Annotated in this window: 13 protein-coding genes; 8 read left to right on the forward strand and 5 right to left on the reverse strand. The window is 27.4% G+C overall.

Annotated features, from left to right (window positions below; all coding sequences use genetic code 11):
• The first annotated feature begins 9 nt into the window (after positions 1-9).
• On the forward strand, positions 10-2,070 hold the full coding sequence (gene recG / locus QIA31_RS03430) for an ATP-dependent DNA helicase RecG (protein ID WP_301394257.1): 2,061 nt from the start codon (positions 10-12) through the stop codon (positions 2,068-2,070).
• Here the strand turns inward: recG and QIA31_RS03435 are convergent.
• On the reverse strand, positions 2,067-2,855 hold the full coding sequence (locus tag QIA31_RS03435) for a M15 family metallopeptidase (protein WP_301394258.1): 789 nt from the start codon (positions 2,853-2,855) through the stop codon (positions 2,067-2,069). The genes recG and QIA31_RS03435 overlap by 4 nt on opposite strands.
• A gap of 131 nt (positions 2,856-2,986) precedes the next feature.
• Between QIA31_RS03435 and QIA31_RS03440 the strand changes: the two genes are divergently transcribed.
• From QIA31_RS03440 to murD, 3 genes are all read left to right on the forward strand, one after another.
• Complete coding sequence (locus QIA31_RS03440) at positions 2,987-4,336, forward strand: MATE family efflux transporter (RefSeq protein WP_301394259.1); 1,350 nt, start codon at positions 2,987-2,989, stop codon at positions 4,334-4,336.
• A gap of 163 nt (positions 4,337-4,499) precedes the next feature.
• Positions 4,500-5,852, forward strand: coding sequence for an MATE family efflux transporter (locus QIA31_RS03445; protein WP_301394260.1), 1,353 nt, complete (start codon positions 4,500-4,502; stop codon positions 5,850-5,852).
• 12 nt (positions 5,853-5,864) lie between these two features.
• Complete coding sequence (gene murD / locus QIA31_RS03450) at positions 5,865-7,220, forward strand: UDP-N-acetylmuramoyl-L-alanine--D-glutamate ligase (RefSeq protein ID WP_301394261.1); 1,356 nt, start codon at positions 5,865-5,867, stop codon at positions 7,218-7,220.
• Here murD and QIA31_RS03455 read toward each other — a convergent pair.
• Both QIA31_RS03455 and metG read right to left on the reverse strand, forming a co-directional pair.
• On the reverse strand, positions 7,217-8,260 hold the full coding sequence (locus QIA31_RS03455) for a lipid II:glycine glycyltransferase FemX (RefSeq protein ID WP_301394262.1): 1,044 nt from the start codon (positions 8,258-8,260) through the stop codon (positions 7,217-7,219). The genes murD and QIA31_RS03455 overlap by 4 nt on opposite strands.
• 9 nt (positions 8,261-8,269) lie before the next feature.
• Positions 8,270-10,444 (reverse strand): methionine--tRNA ligase, encoded by a 2,175-nt coding sequence (gene metG, locus QIA31_RS03460; RefSeq protein ID WP_301394263.1) that lies wholly within the window; start codon positions 10,442-10,444, stop codon positions 8,270-8,272.
• 163 nt (positions 10,445-10,607) lie between these two features.
• On the opposite strand from metG, the gene QIA31_RS03465 reads away from it, so the two are divergent.
• Both QIA31_RS03465 and pta read left to right on the forward strand, forming a co-directional pair.
• Positions 10,608-11,402 (forward strand): 5'-methylthioadenosine/adenosylhomocysteine nucleosidase, encoded by a 795-nt coding sequence (locus tag QIA31_RS03465; protein WP_301394264.1) that lies wholly within the window; start codon positions 10,608-10,610, stop codon positions 11,400-11,402.
• A gap of 60 nt (positions 11,403-11,462) precedes the next feature.
• Positions 11,463-12,500, forward strand: coding sequence for a phosphate acetyltransferase (gene pta / locus QIA31_RS03470; RefSeq protein ID WP_301394265.1), 1,038 nt, complete (start codon positions 11,463-11,465; stop codon positions 12,498-12,500).
• Here pta and rsmA read toward each other — a convergent pair.
• Together rsmA and QIA31_RS03480 are read right to left on the reverse strand one after the other, a co-directional pair.
• Entirely contained in the window at positions 12,483-13,328 is an 846-nt protein-coding gene (rsmA, locus tag QIA31_RS03475; protein ID WP_301394266.1) for a 16S rRNA (adenine(1518)-N(6)/adenine(1519)-N(6))-dimethyltransferase RsmA, read from the reverse strand. The two genes, pta and rsmA, sit on opposite strands and share 18 nt — an antisense overlap.
• Positions 13,329-13,355: 27 nt before the next feature.
• Positions 13,356-14,615, reverse strand: coding sequence for a ComEC/Rec2 family competence protein (locus QIA31_RS03480; RefSeq protein WP_301394267.1), 1,260 nt, complete (start codon positions 14,613-14,615; stop codon positions 13,356-13,358).
• 116 nt (positions 14,616-14,731) lie between these two features.
• On the opposite strand from QIA31_RS03480, the gene QIA31_RS03485 reads away from it, so the two are divergent.
• Both QIA31_RS03485 and QIA31_RS03490 read left to right on the forward strand, forming a co-directional pair.
• Entirely contained in the window at positions 14,732-15,445 is a 714-nt protein-coding gene (locus tag QIA31_RS03485; protein WP_301394268.1) for a CPBP family intramembrane glutamic endopeptidase, read from the forward strand.
• Between the two features lie 25 nt (positions 15,446-15,470).
• Complete coding sequence (locus QIA31_RS03490; RefSeq protein WP_301394269.1) at positions 15,471-17,408, forward strand: AMP-binding protein; 1,938 nt, start codon at positions 15,471-15,473, stop codon at positions 17,406-17,408.
• Positions 17,409-17,417: the final 9 nt, after the last annotated feature.

Raw genomic sequence — 17,417 nt, forward strand, 5'->3', positions numbered from 1 at the left:
GAGATTAAAATGTTTTTACATGAGTTTGAGTATGAGCTTAAAGGTATAGGTGGTCTTGGTGAGAAAGGGGTTGAAAGATTAAAAAATCTACAAATTTTAAATGTTAAAGATCTTATTGAGTTTTTCCCTATAAAATATGAGGATCGTAAAAATATACAAACTTTTCCAGATTTTTCTAAGGCTAAAAGTTGTGATATGATGACGGTGTTCACTGTTGTTGGGCATAAAAAATTTGGGGATAGTTCTAAAAAAAATTTAAAGTTAACAGCTAGAAGTGTAAATGATGAGCATTTCGAAATTTTACTTTTCAATAGAGCTTTTTTAGAGAATGTTTTTAAAATAGATAAAAAATTCTATATTTATTCTAAATTTACTTATAACGATTATAGTGGTTTGTGGAGTTGTTCTAATTTTGACAGTGAGGTTTTTAGTGATAATCCTGAAAGGTTTAAAAAAATTTTTCCAGTTTATTCTTTGACAGAAGGATTAACATCAAAGAAGATTTCGTTATACGTAAAGGAAGCTCTTGAATATTTTTTTAAGTTTGGTCAAACAGATATTCCTAAATTTTTAATGGAAAAGTATTCTTTGCTATCTTTAGGTGATGCTTTAAAAGAGATTCATTTTCCAAGTTCATTAGAAATGCTTGAAAAGGCAAAAAAAACTTTAATTCACAGAGAAATTTTCTTGCTTCAGTTTTTTTCAAGGTATAGATCTTCTAAGGCTCTTTTCCGAGAAAAAAAACATTTATCAAGAGATTTACTTGAGAGAGTTGTTTCAAGCCTGCCTTTTGAACTTACAGAAGATCAAAAAATTTCTGTTGACGAGATATTCTCAGATCTTGGCTCTTCTAGGCCAATGAATAGATTGCTTCAAGGTGATGTTGGAAGTGGTAAAACCCTTGTTGCTTTGCTTTCAGGGCTTCCGTTAATTGAAGCTGGATATCAGGTGGCGTTTATGGTTCCTACCGATCTTTTGGCTCGTCAACATTATGATAATTTATCCAACATATTGTCGTCTTTTAACGTTTCAGTGACTCTTTTAACCGGTAGTTTAAAAAAAAGAGATAAGGAACAAGTGCTGGAAAATATTAAAAGTGGAACTTCTGGTTTAATAGTTGGAACTCATTCTATTTTTTACGAAAGTACAGAATTTAAAAAATTAGCATATGTTATCATTGACGAGCAGCATAAATTTGGAGTTGCTCAAAGAGAAGAACTTAAAAATAAAGGAGAAGGGGTAGATATGCTTCTAATGTCTGCAACACCTATTCCTAGAAGCTTTGCGTTAACACTTTTTGGCGATCTTGAAGTTTCGTTTATTAAAACCTTGCCTAAGGGGCGTTTGCCTATTACTACCTATTTAGCAAAACATGGTAATGAAGATAAAGTTTATGAGTTTTTAAGAAAAGAGCTTTCAAAGGGTCATCAGGTTTATTTTGTTTATCCATTAATTTCATCTTCGGAAAAATTTGAATTAAAAGATGTTAATAATATGTATTTAAAATTGAAGGAAGTATTTAGCGAATATGTTGTTGAGATGCTTCATTCTAAGTTACCATCTGATTTAAAAGAAGAAATTATGAAAAATTTTTATTCTAAAAAAGTAGATATTTTGGTGGCTACTAGCGTTATTGAGGTTGGAATTGATTGTCCAAATGCAACTTGTATGGTGGTAGAGCATGCTGAGCGTTTTGGACTTTCTACTTTGCATCAAATTAGAGGCCGTATTGGTAGAAGTAATTTGCAATCTTTTTTCTTTTTACTTTATAAAGAGCCTCTGACAAGTACTGGAAAATTTCGATTAAAAACCATAAAAGAAAATTTGGATGGATTTAAAATAGCAGAAGAAGATTTAAGGTTAAGAGGGCCTGGTAATTTATTTGGGCTTGAGCAAGCAGGGTATTTAAAATTAAAAATAGCTAATTTTGCTGATGATAGAGATATCATAGTTTTGATTCGAGAAGAGCTCAACTTATTTTTTCATGATAATTCTGCTTACGATAAGTTTGATATTGATTTGCTAGACAATCTTTTTTGTTCTTATTTGAACGTCGGAAGAAGTATTTAGTTTGTGTACTTTTCAATTAAGTTAATAAGATTTGTTTTGTTATGATTCCAGAATTCAAGAAGCTTATATTGTAGATTATTGAAATATTTTTTCTGAATAAAGCATGGCTTGGGGCCTATGTATAAGTAGTGCCAAGGCTCTGCTTTATATCCAGTTTCTATTTCGGATCCTTTTGGGTAGGAAAGAGAAAATCCATATTTTAAAGAATTTTCGTAAAGCCATTTTCCTTCTTTTGTGTTTAGCAAATTATCATCTAGATTTATAAAATCTATTGCTGTTCCCATCTGATGTTGAGAATGACCTGGAATTGCTGATTGAGTTTCTGCAACTTTTCTGCCATAAGTTTTTACATTGTAATCAAATAAAAATTTTTGGTATTCTCGAGTTCTATAAGCAGATTTGATTTTAATTTCAATTCCATTTTTTTTTGCATCTGTTATTAGTTGAATTAAATCTTTAATTAAGATTCTTCTTGCTCGAAGAGTTTTTTTCCCAAGATTCTTAAGATTTTTAAAATCATTAACATTTACCAGATCAGATATTTTATAATCTACAGGAATTGGTATTTTTTTATTTATTAGAGTTAAGAGATTGTTTTTTTCTGCATTTACTAAAGGCTTTATTTCTTTTAAGAACCGAATGGGATTTTTTTCAATAAAGTTTTTAGACTGTTCATTCATTGTTTTGGTAATCTCTAATAATATTTTTAAGTCTTTTTTTGAAATGCCGTTGGCGAACAAAGACAGTTTAATAAGTAGAAGCAATAAAACATAAATTGATTTCATAATATTTAATTATAGTATATTTTAGTATAATTAAATAATTAATTCTAATTATTTAATTATATATATGTATATTCTAGATTGGGTTAAACTTAGTTAAAAGGAATAAATAAAGGAGAGTTTGTACAGGGAATATGATCAAAAAGTTTAAAAATTATGATCAGATAATAAAAGAGCTATTTGTTATAGCTATTCCTACGGCTTTTGAATCGCTTTTATTTCAAATGGTAACTTTTTTTGATAATTTTATGATCTCTTATTTAGGTTCTTTTCACGTTACAGGGGTTTCTTTAGCAAATAGAGTAACTTTTCTTTTTTTTATTATTGTGTTTGGACTTGGTACAGCTTTAAGCGCTTATGTGTCTCAAGCAATTGCAAAAAAGAAGCTTCTTCAAATAAAACAATCTTTTGCCTATATGTTATCAATTGGAACTACAGTGGGAATAATTTTTTTTATTTTTTCATTTTTTTTTCCAAAAAACATTATCAAACTATTTACAAATAATCAGAGTTCTTTAAATTTTGGATCAGAGTATTTAAAAATTATTTCATGGTCTTATTTATTAATGGCATATTCTTTTTTATCAGCTATGGGGTTTAAAAGTGCTAAAGAGGTAAAAACACCTTTATATGTTACTTCTATTGTTGTTTTAATAAATATTGTTTTTAATTATATTTTTATTTTTGGTTTGAGCATGGGAATAAAAGGTGCTGCATATGCCACTGTGCTTGCTAGGATTGTTGAGTTTGTTTTTTACTTTTTATATAGACTTTTAAGTAATAATTCATATTATCGGATTAAGTTTAGCGATTTTTTTGTTTCAAAGATAGTTGCTAGAGCTAATTTGAAACTAATTATACCTGTTTTATCTCATGAAATTTTTTGGGTCTTGAGCATAACTATTTTGCATGCATTTTATGCTCGTGTTGGGAGCATTGAATATGCTTCATTTGCTGTTGCATCAAATCTTTTTGACATTTGTTTTGTATTGCTTCATGGCGTGGGACTTGCAACAGGTGTTGTTATTGGGCATTTAATGATTTATGATAAGAAACATGTTAGGTTGGTTGGATTTTTTTTATCTTTTGTAGGCTTTCTTTTAGGCATTTTTGTAGTTATTTTACTTATTGGAATATCGAGTTTTGCACCTTATATTTTTAGTAATTTAAATTCTCCTAGACTTGTTAGTGTTTTTATTTACGTTTTTGCAAGCAGTGTAGTTTTTAAAGCTTTTACGGCGCAAGTTCTTGTTGGAGTTTTTAGGGCTAGTGGTATACCAAATGTTTGTTTTTTTATTGAATCAGGAGTAATTGTTTTTTATACGCTTCCAGCTGCTTATTTATTAGTGTTTTATACAAATTTAAGTTTACCAATAGTGGTTTTTATTGTAAATGCAGAAGAGATCATTAAAAACGTATTTATTATAATTGAATTTTTTCACGATGATTGGATACGGGAGATTGATTATGAAGAGCTTGATTGATTATGGGATAGTATGATATATTTGGCGTTAATAAAAATTTTAATAATCTTAATGAATCTAGAATTCATTAAGATTGTATTGCTTTAAAAGCAATTCCTTTTGTTTTATCGTAGTGTTTTAGTAGTTTATTTGCAAAAATCTTGATTTTTATTTGGAGAAATTTATGTATTCATTAAGCGTGTTTAAAAAAGATAAAATTTATAAAAATCTTTTAAAAATTGCAATTCCAACCGCTATTGAGTTTTTTTTATTTAATTTTATTTCTCTTACAGATAATGCTATGGTTGCATATATTGGGGATTATCCTGTTGCAGGAGTTTCTCTTGCAAATAAATTTTTCGAACTTTTTGTTACTATTGGGTTTGCCATGGTAGGAGCTTATAATATAATTGCCACAAGGCAATACAATCGAGGCGATTTTAAGAGTTTTAGGAATACATTTTTTATTAGTATATTAATTATTATTTTATTTTCTTTTCCATTTATATTGATTTCTAGAGTGAATCCTTTTTTTTTACTTAGATTAATTTCTAATGATGTGCAGGCAGTTTATTATGGAGCTATTTATTTAAACATAGCTATTTTTTCTTTCGTATTTGCAATCATAAAAGGACTTGTTGCTAATGCTCTTAAAGTTGTTGAAATTGTTAAATTTCAAGTTTACATTTCTGTTTTTTCAGTGCTTTTAAATCTAATATTAAATTATATTTTTATTTTTGTTTTTCATATGGGGGTAGTTGGAGCTGCTATTGCAACAACAGTTATTCGCAGCTTAGAGCTTATTATATATCTTATTTATACAGTGTTTAACAAAAATTCAATTTTAAACCTTAAGCTTGAAGATTTAAATGTAAGTATTAAGTCGTTTGTTCAGTTAATTAAATTTTTTATTCCAATCCTTTTAAATGATTTTATTTGGTTTTTTGGCTATCTTGTATTGACATCAATTTTTATAGGAATTGATACTCATAAATATGCTGCTTACAGTATATCCTTTTCTGTTTATTTTATTATCTTTAATATAATAAATTCTTTTTGTATTTCTTTAAATATTATGATGGGCTATGAAATGCATAATAGTAAAAAAGAAGTCATGAAAGTTGCAATCTATTTAGGTAAAATCGGCTTTAAACTTGCTTTTTTAACATCTTTTGTATTATTTGTGTTTTCATTTTTTGCTCCTTATATTTTTTATACATTAAAATATTCGCACCTTATAGGAATTATTTTAAGGTATTCTTCTATTTCTGCTTTTTTTATGGCGCTTGCTTTTCAGTATCTTTTTGGATTTTTTCGTGCGGGAGCATCTCCAAGCTTTGGTGCTATTATGGAAGGTTCTGTAACATTTATTTATACTATTCCCATTGCTTTTTTTTTAGCAAATTATACAAATTTGCCTTTTGAAATTGTTGTTTTTATTCCAGCTCTTGAGGATGCAATCAAGCTTGCCATTTCACTTCCTTATTTTTATAGTGAAAGGTGGATTAAATCTGTTAAAACAAGCTGGTGGGTTTGATATAATCTTATTGTGCGTTTAGACGAAATTAGAAATTTAAATTTTTTAATCATGGGATTAGGTCTTAATGGAGGAGGAGTAGCTCTTTCTAGATTTTTATTAAAGCATGGGGCAAAGTTAGTAATTACTGATCTTAAAAGTGAGGCAGAATTAGACTTAAGTATTAATTCTTTAAGAGAGTTTGATGATCAAATTCGGTATGTTTTAGGTAAACACGATATAAATGATTTTAAAAAAGCTGATATTGTTGTTAAAAATCCTGGCGTTAAACCCAATAATAAATATTTAAAGTTTGCAAAACGAGTTGAAACGGATATTAGCTTATTTTTAATGTTCAACAAGAACCCCATAATCGCAGTAACAGGTACTAAAGGTAAATCGACCCTTGTGTCTCTTTTGTATCAGGTTTTGAAAAAAAAATATTCAAAGGTAAAACTTGGGGGAAATATTGGTGTATCTCCTTTGAGCTTTTTTGATCAACTTGATGGACTATCTCCTTTGATTTTAGAGCTTTCTTCTTGGCAGTTGCAATCTTTAGAGAATTTTAATCCTATTCTTAGTATTATTACAAATATTTATAACGATCATCAAAACTATTATTTAAATTTTGATGACTATATTATTGATAAGTCAAAAATTTTTGTAAATCAAACTTCAGGAATTGTGATTATTCAAGATAAGGCCTATTACAAATATTTTTCAAAATTTGAATCAAAAGCCAAAGTTATTTTATTTTCCGAATTTAATCCTTGTAATTTTGATAGAGATATTTTTTATTGTAGTAAGGGCAAAGTATATTTTAATGATAACTTAATTGGAAGTTTTTCTGAGTCACCGGTTGTTTTTATGATCTTTAAGCTTATTGCTTTTTTTGTTTCTTATTATTTAAATATGGATCTTAATCATACGTTTCATATTTTAAATAATTTTAAAGGCATTGAGCATAGATTAGAGTTTGTTAAAATAGTTCAAAATGTAATGTTTTATAATGATACAGCTTCAACTATTCCTGATTCTACGGTTTTATCTGTTAAAAGCTTAAAAACAAATGATAATTGTATTAACTTAATTGTTGGAGGAACTGATAAAGAACTTAATTTTTTAAGTTTTTATAATATCATAAATCTTGTGAAAACTTGGATTTTGATAAAAGGTAGTGCAACTGTAAAAATTATTAAGATTTTAGAAAAAAGTAACATACAATATTTTGTATTTGATTCTTTAAGAGACGCAGTAAATTATTCGCTCAATATTTCAAGTCCAGGTGACATTGTGTTATTTTCTCCTGCTAGTGCTTCTTTTGAGCTTTTTAATAATGAGTTTGATAGAGGCTTACAATTCAAAAATTTAGTCAATATGCTTAGTTAAATTTTTTTTCTTATTACTTTGTAATAAAAGTATCTGAGTTTTTCAAGATTTGCATAAATTTTGTAAATAAAATTTTTGTAAGTAAAATCATAACAGCCAATTCTGTGAATAATATTTCCTCCAAATCCTGTTTTAAAACCAAAAAGACCAGATAAGGGATGTTTTTTATTTGCAATTGGGGGGATTCCTAAAAAATCATATTCTTTTATTTCTAATTTTTTTAAAGTTTGTATTGCTTTAAATTGAACTGCATAATTGGGCATTAAATTTCTATATTCTCTGCTAGAAGCCCCATAAAGATAGACTGCTTTTTCCTTATAAATCCCTATTATTATGCCAGAAACAATTATGTTGTTATAAAATGCAATTATTAATTTTATTTGAGCATTTTTGTCTTGTTTGAACATTTCAATTAGGTTTTGTATATATTCTTCTGAATGGATAGTAAATTTATCTCTTTTGCTAGTTTCTTTGTAAAGATTGTAAAATGCATTTAGATGTTTAAATTTATCATCTATTATTATATTTAAATTTTTTTTTGTACTGAGCTTTATATTGTATCTTGTTTTTTTTTTCATGTTAAGCAAAATATTTTCAAGAGAATTATTTAAGTTTAATATTGTTGTGCTTGAAGGCTGTATGTCATCAAATGATTTTTTTAGATATTTGAGTTTAATTTTTAATGGACAGTATTTGTCATTCAGTGTTCTTTGATAGTAATACATTAAATCGAATCTTAAAAAAATTGTATTTTTATTTAAGTAAGGTTTTATTTTTATGCTAAATTCTTTAATATTTTTGCTGATTTCCTCAATATTAATGTTCTCAAGAGTTTTGTTTGAAAATTCTGGATGTGGAATGTATGCCAAATAAAAAATTTTAAATAGTCTTCTTTGCAGTACAACGATTTTACCAAGAATATCACTTTTAAATGCTATGGCTTTCCAATTTCTGTTTTTTGTTGTTTTTATTAATGCCCACAATTCGCTTTGAAGATAATTTTCTTCCATTTCTTTTATTTTTATTTTTTTAATAGTCATTAGTAACTCTTAGCAAACTATTCCGTTTGGAATATCTTTGGATAATATTTTTTTCTTAGAATGTTCTAATATTAAGTTTATTCCATTTATTTTAAGCTCTCCGCTTTCTGTTACTATATTAGCTTTTGAAAATTTATCTATGCTAATTTTAGGTGGATAGGCAAGATCTTTATTTTGATCGTTTTCAAGTATTATTCGTTCTCCAGCAATAGGATTTTTGATTGAATCTTCTACGATTATAACTTTAAAATTTTTATTTTTATCCTCAGCAGCTACTAACATTCCTTCAGATTTTATTCCTCTAAATTTTGCAGGCTTTAAATTATCTACTATTATTATATGTTTTCCTAAAAGCTCTTCTTCTGTATAATGCCCGTCAAGACTACTTACTATTTGTTTTTCCCCATTAGTTCCGTCATCTAGTTTTAATATGAATAAGTTTTTAGCCTCAGGATTTCTTTCTATTTTATTTATTTTTACGACTTTTAAGAGCACTTTTTCTCTAAATAAGTTTTCTGGCGTTTCTTTTTCTTCCATATATTTCTCCCCTGAATATTTTAGCTTTAAATTGTTGATTTTTTTTTGTTCTAGTTTATTGAATAATATTTCTGTGAATTCAATTTTTTTAATTCCCAATTTAGTTCCAAGAATTTTTGTAGAAAATTGATAACTGTTGCCAAAGAATTGTTGTATCTTTTTGCTTGTTTCGGGAATAAATGGCATTATTAAAATAGATAAATCTCTGATTAGGTATATTAAGTTTGAGATCAGCTCTTTTGTTTCTTGTGGAGAGGTGTCTTTTTTTTTCCACGGTTCGTTATTTTGAAATATTTTATTTCCAAGAGCTGAAATTTTAAGTATTTCTTTGAGCGCAGATTTTAGTTCTGTTTTTTTAAAAAGATTTAGTATTTTATTATATTTCGGTGTTATTCGTTTCCAAAATTTATTTTGAATTTCTATTATTTCTATTACATCTCCAAAGAATTTTTTTTGAAACGTTAATACTCTGTTGACAAGGTTTGAAAAATTGTCAATAAGTTCTGTATTTACTCTTTCCATAAGATCTTGCCACATAAATTGAAAATCAGACTTTTCAGGTCTGTTATAATATACATAGAATCGCCAAATATCAGAAGGGATTCCTGTGCTAATAATATCGTTTCCAAAAATTCCTGTTCCTTCTGATTTTGAAAATTTAAGATTTTCATAATTTAAGTACTCGCTTGATGAGAGCTGATTTAATATTGTCCAATTTTCTTTACTTCCAATTTCTATGCAAGGGAATATAATTGTATGAAACAATATATTGTCTTTTCCAATAAATTGTACAAGATTTACTTGTTCATTGTTTTTCCACCAAGATTTCCAATTTTTTACAATGTTTTTAGTAATTGAAATATATCCTATTGGAGCATCAAACCAGACATAAAATACTTTATTTTCATAACCTTTTTTAGGCACAGGAATTCCCCATTTTAGATCTCTTGTAATTGCTCTTTCTTTAAGACCATCTCTTAAAAAAGCATTTGTCATTTTAAGGGCATTGGTATTCCAATTCTTATTAGTAGCCGAATTTTTTATCCATTTTTCAAGTTTTGTTTTTATTTTAGGAAGATCTATATAAAGATGGTTTGTTTTTTTTAAAATAGGTTTGTTTTTACAAATTATGCATTTTGGATTTATTAGGTCTATTGGATTTAAAAGCTTAGAACAGTTGTCGCACTGATCTCCTTTAGCTATGCTTTGACACTCTGGGCATTCTCCTATTACATATCTATCAGCTAAGAATATTGAATCTTTGTTACAAAAAAACTGTTCAGTTTCTCGCTCTTTTATATAACCATTTTTTTCTAATTTTAAGAAAAAATTTTGTACAATCTCTTGATGGTGCTTGTTGGTTGTTCGACCGAAGATATCAAATTCAATATTAAACCATTTGTAAATTGATTTATGTATTTCATAATATTTATTGCAAAGTTCTAAAGGGGTAGTTTTTTCAATTAAGGCTTTGGTTTCTGTGGCTGTTCCATATTCATCTGTTCCGCAGACATAAAGAGTTTCAATTCCTGACATTTTAGAATATCTTGCAAAAGCATCGGCTGACAATACTTGCACTAAATTTCCAAGATGAGGAATGTTGTTAACATAGGGTAGAGCAGCTGTAACCAGATTCATTTTTTTCATTTAGTTTTCCCCTTTTTGTTTAAGCTATTAATATTGTAATATGGATAGGATATTTTTTTTCAATATCTTTTGCAAAAATTATTTCAAAAGTAACTTAGTTTTAATTTTTTATTTTGTAAAATAGTAATATAATATGTTTTTTTACTATAAGGAGTATGATTTTATGAACAATTTTTTAATAAAATTTTTGCTTTTTTTGTTAGTTTTTTCAAACGGCTATGTTGCTTTTTCTAAAAATAGCAGTGTTTTAATAGTAACTGCGATGGATTCTGAGCTTGAGCAGATAACTAAGCTTATGTCTAATAAGGAAGAAATATTGCTTAAGGAGTATGGTCTTAATAAAAAGATTTTAAAGGGGAAGTTGTCTAATCGTAATGTTATAACTATTCTTTGTGGGGTTGGTAAGGTTAATGCAGGTGTTTGGACTAGCTATATTTTGTCAAAATACAATATAAGTCATGTAATTAATTCTGGAGTTGCTGGTGGTGTTATTAGTGATAAATACAAGGATATTAAAGTAGGAGATGTGGTAGTGTCTTCAGAGGTTGCATATCATGATGTTGATTTAACTAGATTTGGATACAAGATGGGGCAGCTTACGGGATTACCCCAAAAATTTAGTGCCAATAAAAATTTAGTTAATAAGGCTAAAGAGGCCATTAAATCAAAGGTTAGAGGTTCTAATTCATATTCAGGATTAATATTAACAGGCGATCAGTTTATTGTCCCGACTTATATTAACAAGATTATGGAAAACTTTAAAGATGTAATAGCTGTTGAGATGGAAGGTGCAGCAATAGGACATGTTTCTCATATGTTTAATATACCTTTTATAGTTATTAGGTCTATATCTGACATTGTAAATAAAAAAGCAAATGAAGTCGAATATAGTAAATTTTTAAAATTAGCCGCTTTTAATTCAGCTAAAGTTGTACAAGAAATTTTAAGAATTCTTTAAGAAATGCATAAAAATGTTTTTTTATGCATTTCTTAATTTGCATTGTATTCTTTTTATAAAGTGTTTTGTTTAAAAGATTATATTTTTAAGAAGGCGAAAGTATTTGTAAAAGAGAATAAGCTTAAGGCCAGTGTAGTTTTTCCCGAAAGCAGTGATTCTAGAGTTTTGGAGGCGGCTGTTATTGTTTTGCAAAAAAATCTTGCGAATTCAATTATTTTGATAGGTAAAAAAGATCCTGTTATTAATTCTTTAAAAGAATTTTCCAATTGTAATAATATTTTAGAAAGAATAGAAGTTGTTGATCCTAATTATTTCCCCGATATTGAAATGTATTTGGATGAATATTGGAGTTTGTTAAAGACAAAAGGTGCTACGAAGCAAAGTTTAAAAACTCAAGTTTTAGATGAAATTACTTTTGCTATGCTTATGGTAAGGCTTGGCTATGTCAAGTCTTGTGTTTGTGGGGCTATTTCAACTTCTGCTAAGGTTTTGTCTAATGCTTTGAGAATAATTCCTAAGTTGGATGGTGTTAAGATTATATCATCTTTTATGATTATGGATACTTTGAATGTTGCTCGTAACGTTAATTTTTGTTTTGGATATAATGGAATTTTATTTTTTGCAGACTGTTCTGTAGTGGTCAATCCCAATTCTTTAGAGCTTGCAGAAATTGCATTACAAAGTGCTAAATCTTTTAAAGATATTTTAGATGCAAAGCCCAAGGTTGCTCTTTTGAGCTTTTCAACAAAAGGATCTTCTAATGCTAAAGAAACCGAAAAGGTAAAGAATGCTTTAAATATTGTGAAAAATAAAGAGAATGATTTGCTTATTGATGGAGAGCTTCAACTTGATTCAGCTATAATTAAAAATGTTGCAGAAAAAAAATGCAAAGAATCTTTAGTAGCGGGTTCTGCTAATGTTTTAATATTTCCTAATTTAGATGCTGGCAATATTGGTTATAAATTAGTAGAGAGATTTGCTTTTGCTAAGGCCTATGGGCCCTTTTTACAAGGTTTTTCTAAGCCCATTAGTGACCTTTCAAGGGGTTGTTCTGTTGATGAAATTGTATTTGCAAGTGCTTTAATGATAATCAGTTAAAGTGTTGGAAATCTGTATAAATTCTTCAACAGAAATGTTTTCAGGCCTTTTGTCTAAATATTCTTTTAAAAAATTTTCTCTTAAAGTAGTTTTATTTGCGATGAAATTAATAATGGTGTTTTTTAATTTCTTTCTTCTGCTTGAGAATACAGTCCTAATCAATTTGTTGAATTTTTTGAAGTCTTTTATATTATTTTTTTTAGGAATTAATTTTAGCGTTGTGGATTTAACTTTAGGTACAGGATAAAAATTGTTTTCTCCTATGTCTACTATTTTAATTACTGTAAAGTGTGATTGTACTAAGACTGTAAATGAAGAGTAGTTTTTGCTATTTATTTTTGCAATTATTCTGTCGGCCAATTCTTTTTGTACTGTGAATACCATTTCTTTTAAAAAATTTTCTTCAATTAGTTTAGATATTACTTTTGATGCAATATTGTATGGTAAATTTGAAAATATTTTATCAATGTTTTTATTTGCGTTTTTGTATTTTTTTAAAAAGTCTCCTTTTATCAATTTAAAGTTTTTTAATTTTCCAAATTTTTCATTTAATATTTCTGAATATTTTAAGTCAATTTCAAATACGGTTAACCGATTAGTTTTTTTTAATAAAATATCAGTCATTGCGCCAAGGCCAGGACCAATTTCCCAGATTTTTTCATTTTCTTTTATATCTAAGCTTTCTATTATTTTTTGTCTTATGCTTTCGTTGATTAGATAATTTTGTCCCCACAGTTTTCTTGGAGCTATTTTTCTTTCCTTTAATGTTTGTTTTATGCTAATTATACTATTATAGTTGATTTTCATAGATAAAAGAGATAGTAGCATATTATTCTTTATATTTGCACCTATTTTTTAATTATTTTGATTTTTTTTAGTTTCGTTATTATAAATAATGTAAGCTATAAGTAGAATACTTAATATTAAAAATATAGGTATTTGTTGATGCTTGACTATAAAGAATGTGCTAAAAAATGTTGCTGTAATTTTTATTGTTTGGAATATATAGGCGTTTACAAGGTCAAATAGAAAAAATAAATTTAAGCTTGAAAAATAAGTTATTAAGCTTAATATTGTTATTACTAAGAAAATTAATATTAATGGAATAATTATTAAGTTTGATAATATTGAGATTGGTGTAAGATCAAAATTGTTAAAATAAATTACTGGTGAAGTGAGTATTTGAATAAAAAATGTTGTAAGCATTGATGATGTTAGTCTTTTAAGATTGTATCTATTTTTTAGATAAACGGATGCTGATATTCCTATTGTTGCAAGATAGGAGAGTTGAAATCCTATTGAACTTAGTGTTTCGGGGAATGCAATAGCATTTATTATAAAACTAATAGATATACAGCTTATTAAACTAATCTTTCCGTAAATTAGTTTGTATATTATAAGAGATTCTGTCATTATAAATGCTCTTAGTGTTGAAGGTGTAAATCCAGTTAATATTAGATAATTTAATAAAATTATGCTTAGTATTAAGTATTTTAATTTTTCATTTGCGATTATTAAAAGTAAATAATAGCTTATTAAACTTATTAGATAAAAATGTAGTCCAGACACTACTAAAATGTGGGCAATCCCTGCATTTTGAAATAATGTTTTTTCATATTTTGTTATTTCTGATTTGATATTCAAAATTATTGTTTTTGAAAAATGGGAATAACTAGGATTTAATGTGGTAAAAAAAATATTTAAAGTGTTTTTATATTTTTCTCTAAGTTTGGCAAAAAAGGGTCTTTTAATAAGTTTTATTTTTTGGCTTTTAAGTTTTATAATATCTCCGATTTTGTAAATATTTTCAATATTTTTGAATTTGAATTTCTGTGTATTTGAGCCAGCATCAATTACTTCGATAATAGTTCTTGAATCTTTTTTAAAATTTTTAATGTTTGTTATTTGATAAGTATTTTTTTCCAATGTTTTAAAATTTAATCGAGCTTGAAAGCCTAATAGCAATATTGTACAAAAAATAAAACTAAGTGCTAAGTGTTTGTTATTTTTTATTGCAAAAAATAATGTTAGTATTGTGTTAAAGTAAATCAAATTGAGCTTTAAATAATATTGGATTGATAAATTAAGTGAAATTAGTAGAAATATTAAAATCATTTACAATATTTTCATTTTTTATTTATAAATAATTATTCTTTAAATTTTAATTTGTTTTAATTAATTAATCAATAATCATTTATTGACAATTTATAATTATTTAATTACAATGTTTTATGCAATTGTTAAAAAATCAATATCCATTCAAGCTGGCTTTGCTTGATCTTTTTTTGGTTTATATTGTTATTCATCTTGCATCTCCTTTCGGAAATGTCGATTCAGAATTTTGGAATGTTAATGAAAATCATTATTATTTTTGGATTTCAAGATCTTTTTTAATTATTTTTATAATTTATTTTTTTAAACTTACCAGTTCTTATGATGATTTTAGAGTAGAATTTTTTTTTCCTAAATTTAAATTTATTTTTGTTTGGGAATCTGTTTTAATTTTTATTAAAACAATGTTGATTGCAATGGTATTTATTTTTTTAATAGCTTTTTTACTTGAATATCTATTGTCAGAATCGGCATTTGCCCATTATTTTCAAAACAATGTTGGATTTAATTGGAAAATTAGCAGTAAAACAGCATTGTTTTTGATGACTTTTACCTCTTTTTTTACAGGAACTTTTGAAGAGTTGTTTTATAGGGCTTTTGTTATTACCAAGCTTATACAAATGAGATTTCCTATTATAGTTACGGGTTTCCTCAGTAGTATTTTTTTTGCTTATGGACATTTATATTATGGAATTTTAGGATTTTTGGTTACATTTATATTAGGGATATTTTTTGCTTTTATCTATTTAAGGTATAAAAATGTATATTATGTGATTTTTATACATAGTTTTTATAATATTATTGTTAGTGGCCTGCTACTTGTTTTAAGTTAATTTTAAATTGATTTGAGGGGGATTTATGAGAGATACTGTGCCCAAGCGTTTTAAAGAGGTGATAGCTCTTTATAGTGAGCTTGATATTTTTATATATAAAGAAGGGGATTCTAAAAGTTTTAAAAAGCAAATATATGCCGACTTTTGGAATGAAGTAAAAAGAGTGGCTTCTGGGCTTTTGCATTATGGCATTAAAAGGGGAGAAAAGGTTGTAATTATTTCTGATTCTAGAAGAGAGTGGATAATAATTGACATTGCTACTTTAGGGTTAGGCTGTGTTGATGTTCCTAGAGGAAATGATTCTTCTGAGGATGAATTAACTTATATTATTAACCATTCTGAATCTACTTTTGTTTTTGTTGAAAACAATAAACAACTCCAAAAAGTTTTATCCAAAAAACATGAGCTTAGATTGGTAAGGTGCATTGTTGTTATTGATGATGATAAATCTTATGAAGAAAAGATGGGAAACATTACTATATTTTCTTATAAAAAATTATTAGAACTTGGAGCCGAGTATTTAAGAGTTAATCCAAAATCATTTGATATGGAAATTGAAAAAGGTTCTTTAAAAGATATTGCAACTATAATATATACTTCTGGTACAACAGGTATGCCAAAAGGAGTAATATTGAGGCATGAATCTTTCATTTTTCAATTAGACAGACTTTATGATTATCTTCCAACGCTCAAGCCGGGCAAGATAATGATTTCCATTCTTCCCCTTTGGCATTCTTTTGAGAGGGCTTGTGAATATATAGTTGCTTTAAAGGGTATAGCAATTGCATATTCAAAGCCTATAGGCCCTGTTTTGTTAAAAGATTTTTTACTTTTAAATCCCCAAATGATTATTTCTGTACCCAGAATTTGGGAAGGTATAAGAATAGGCATTATTAAAAAGGTGTCGGAATCTTTGATTAAGAAGCTTGTGTTTGGAGGGTTTTTAAAAATTGGAATTGTTTATGCGAAGCTTAAGGAAAAATTTTTAGGGTTTTCACCTGTTTATAAAAAACCCAATTTGTTTATTTCGATTTTTTCAAAGTTATTTTTATTTGTTGGGATTATTTTAATTTTTCCTGTTAAATTATTAGGCGATATTTTGGTATTTAAAAAAATAAAAAATGCTCTTGGGCGAAATTTTGAATTTGGAGTTTCTGGTGGTGGAGCATTGGTTGATTATGTTGATTATTTTTTCAAGGCTGTGGGAATTAAAGTTCTTGAAGGTTATGGTCTTACTGAAACGGGTCCTATTTTGAGCGTTAGGCGCCTTAAAGCTCCCGTAGCAAGAACTGTAGGACCCATTTTGCCGGATGTTGAGTACAAAGTAGTTGGAGTTGATGGGAAAGTTTTGCCTTATGGAGAAAAAGGTGAGCTTTGGGTAAGGTCACCACAAATAATGAGCGGTTACTTCAAGGATAAAGCCAAGACAAGCGAAGTTTTAACAGAAGATGGTTGGCTTAATACTGGAGACTTAGTTAGATTAACAATTAATAATGAAATTTCAATTGTTGGTAGAAGTAAAGATACAATTGTTCTCAGGGGAGGAGAAAATATTGAACCTGAGCCCCTTGAGAGAGTTTTGGGTAAATCTTTATTTATTGAAAATATTATGATTGTTGGTCAAGATCAAAAATTTTTAGGAGCTGTTATTGTGCCCAATTTTGATAATCTTGAAAAGTGGGCAAATTCTAGTGGAATTTCTTTTTCCTCTAGGAATGATTTATTAGCTAATGAGGATGTTAATAAACTTTATTCTAAGCATATTTCAGATACTATTAATACTAAATTGGGTTTTAAAAATTTTGAAAAAATAGTAGGCTTTGTTTTGCTTCAGGATTCTTTTTCAATTGGAGAAGAGCTTACCAATACTCTTAAGCTAAAAAGATATTATGTATCTCAAAAGTATGAAGATAAAATAAAATTAATTTTTAGTAAAAGTGATTTAGATTTAAACGGATATTAGACAAGAAAA

Origin of the sequence: [Borrelia] turdi, assembly GCF_030439285.2 — a bacterium.
GTDB lineage: Bacteria > Spirochaetota > Spirochaetia > Borreliales > Borreliaceae > Borreliella > Borreliella turdi.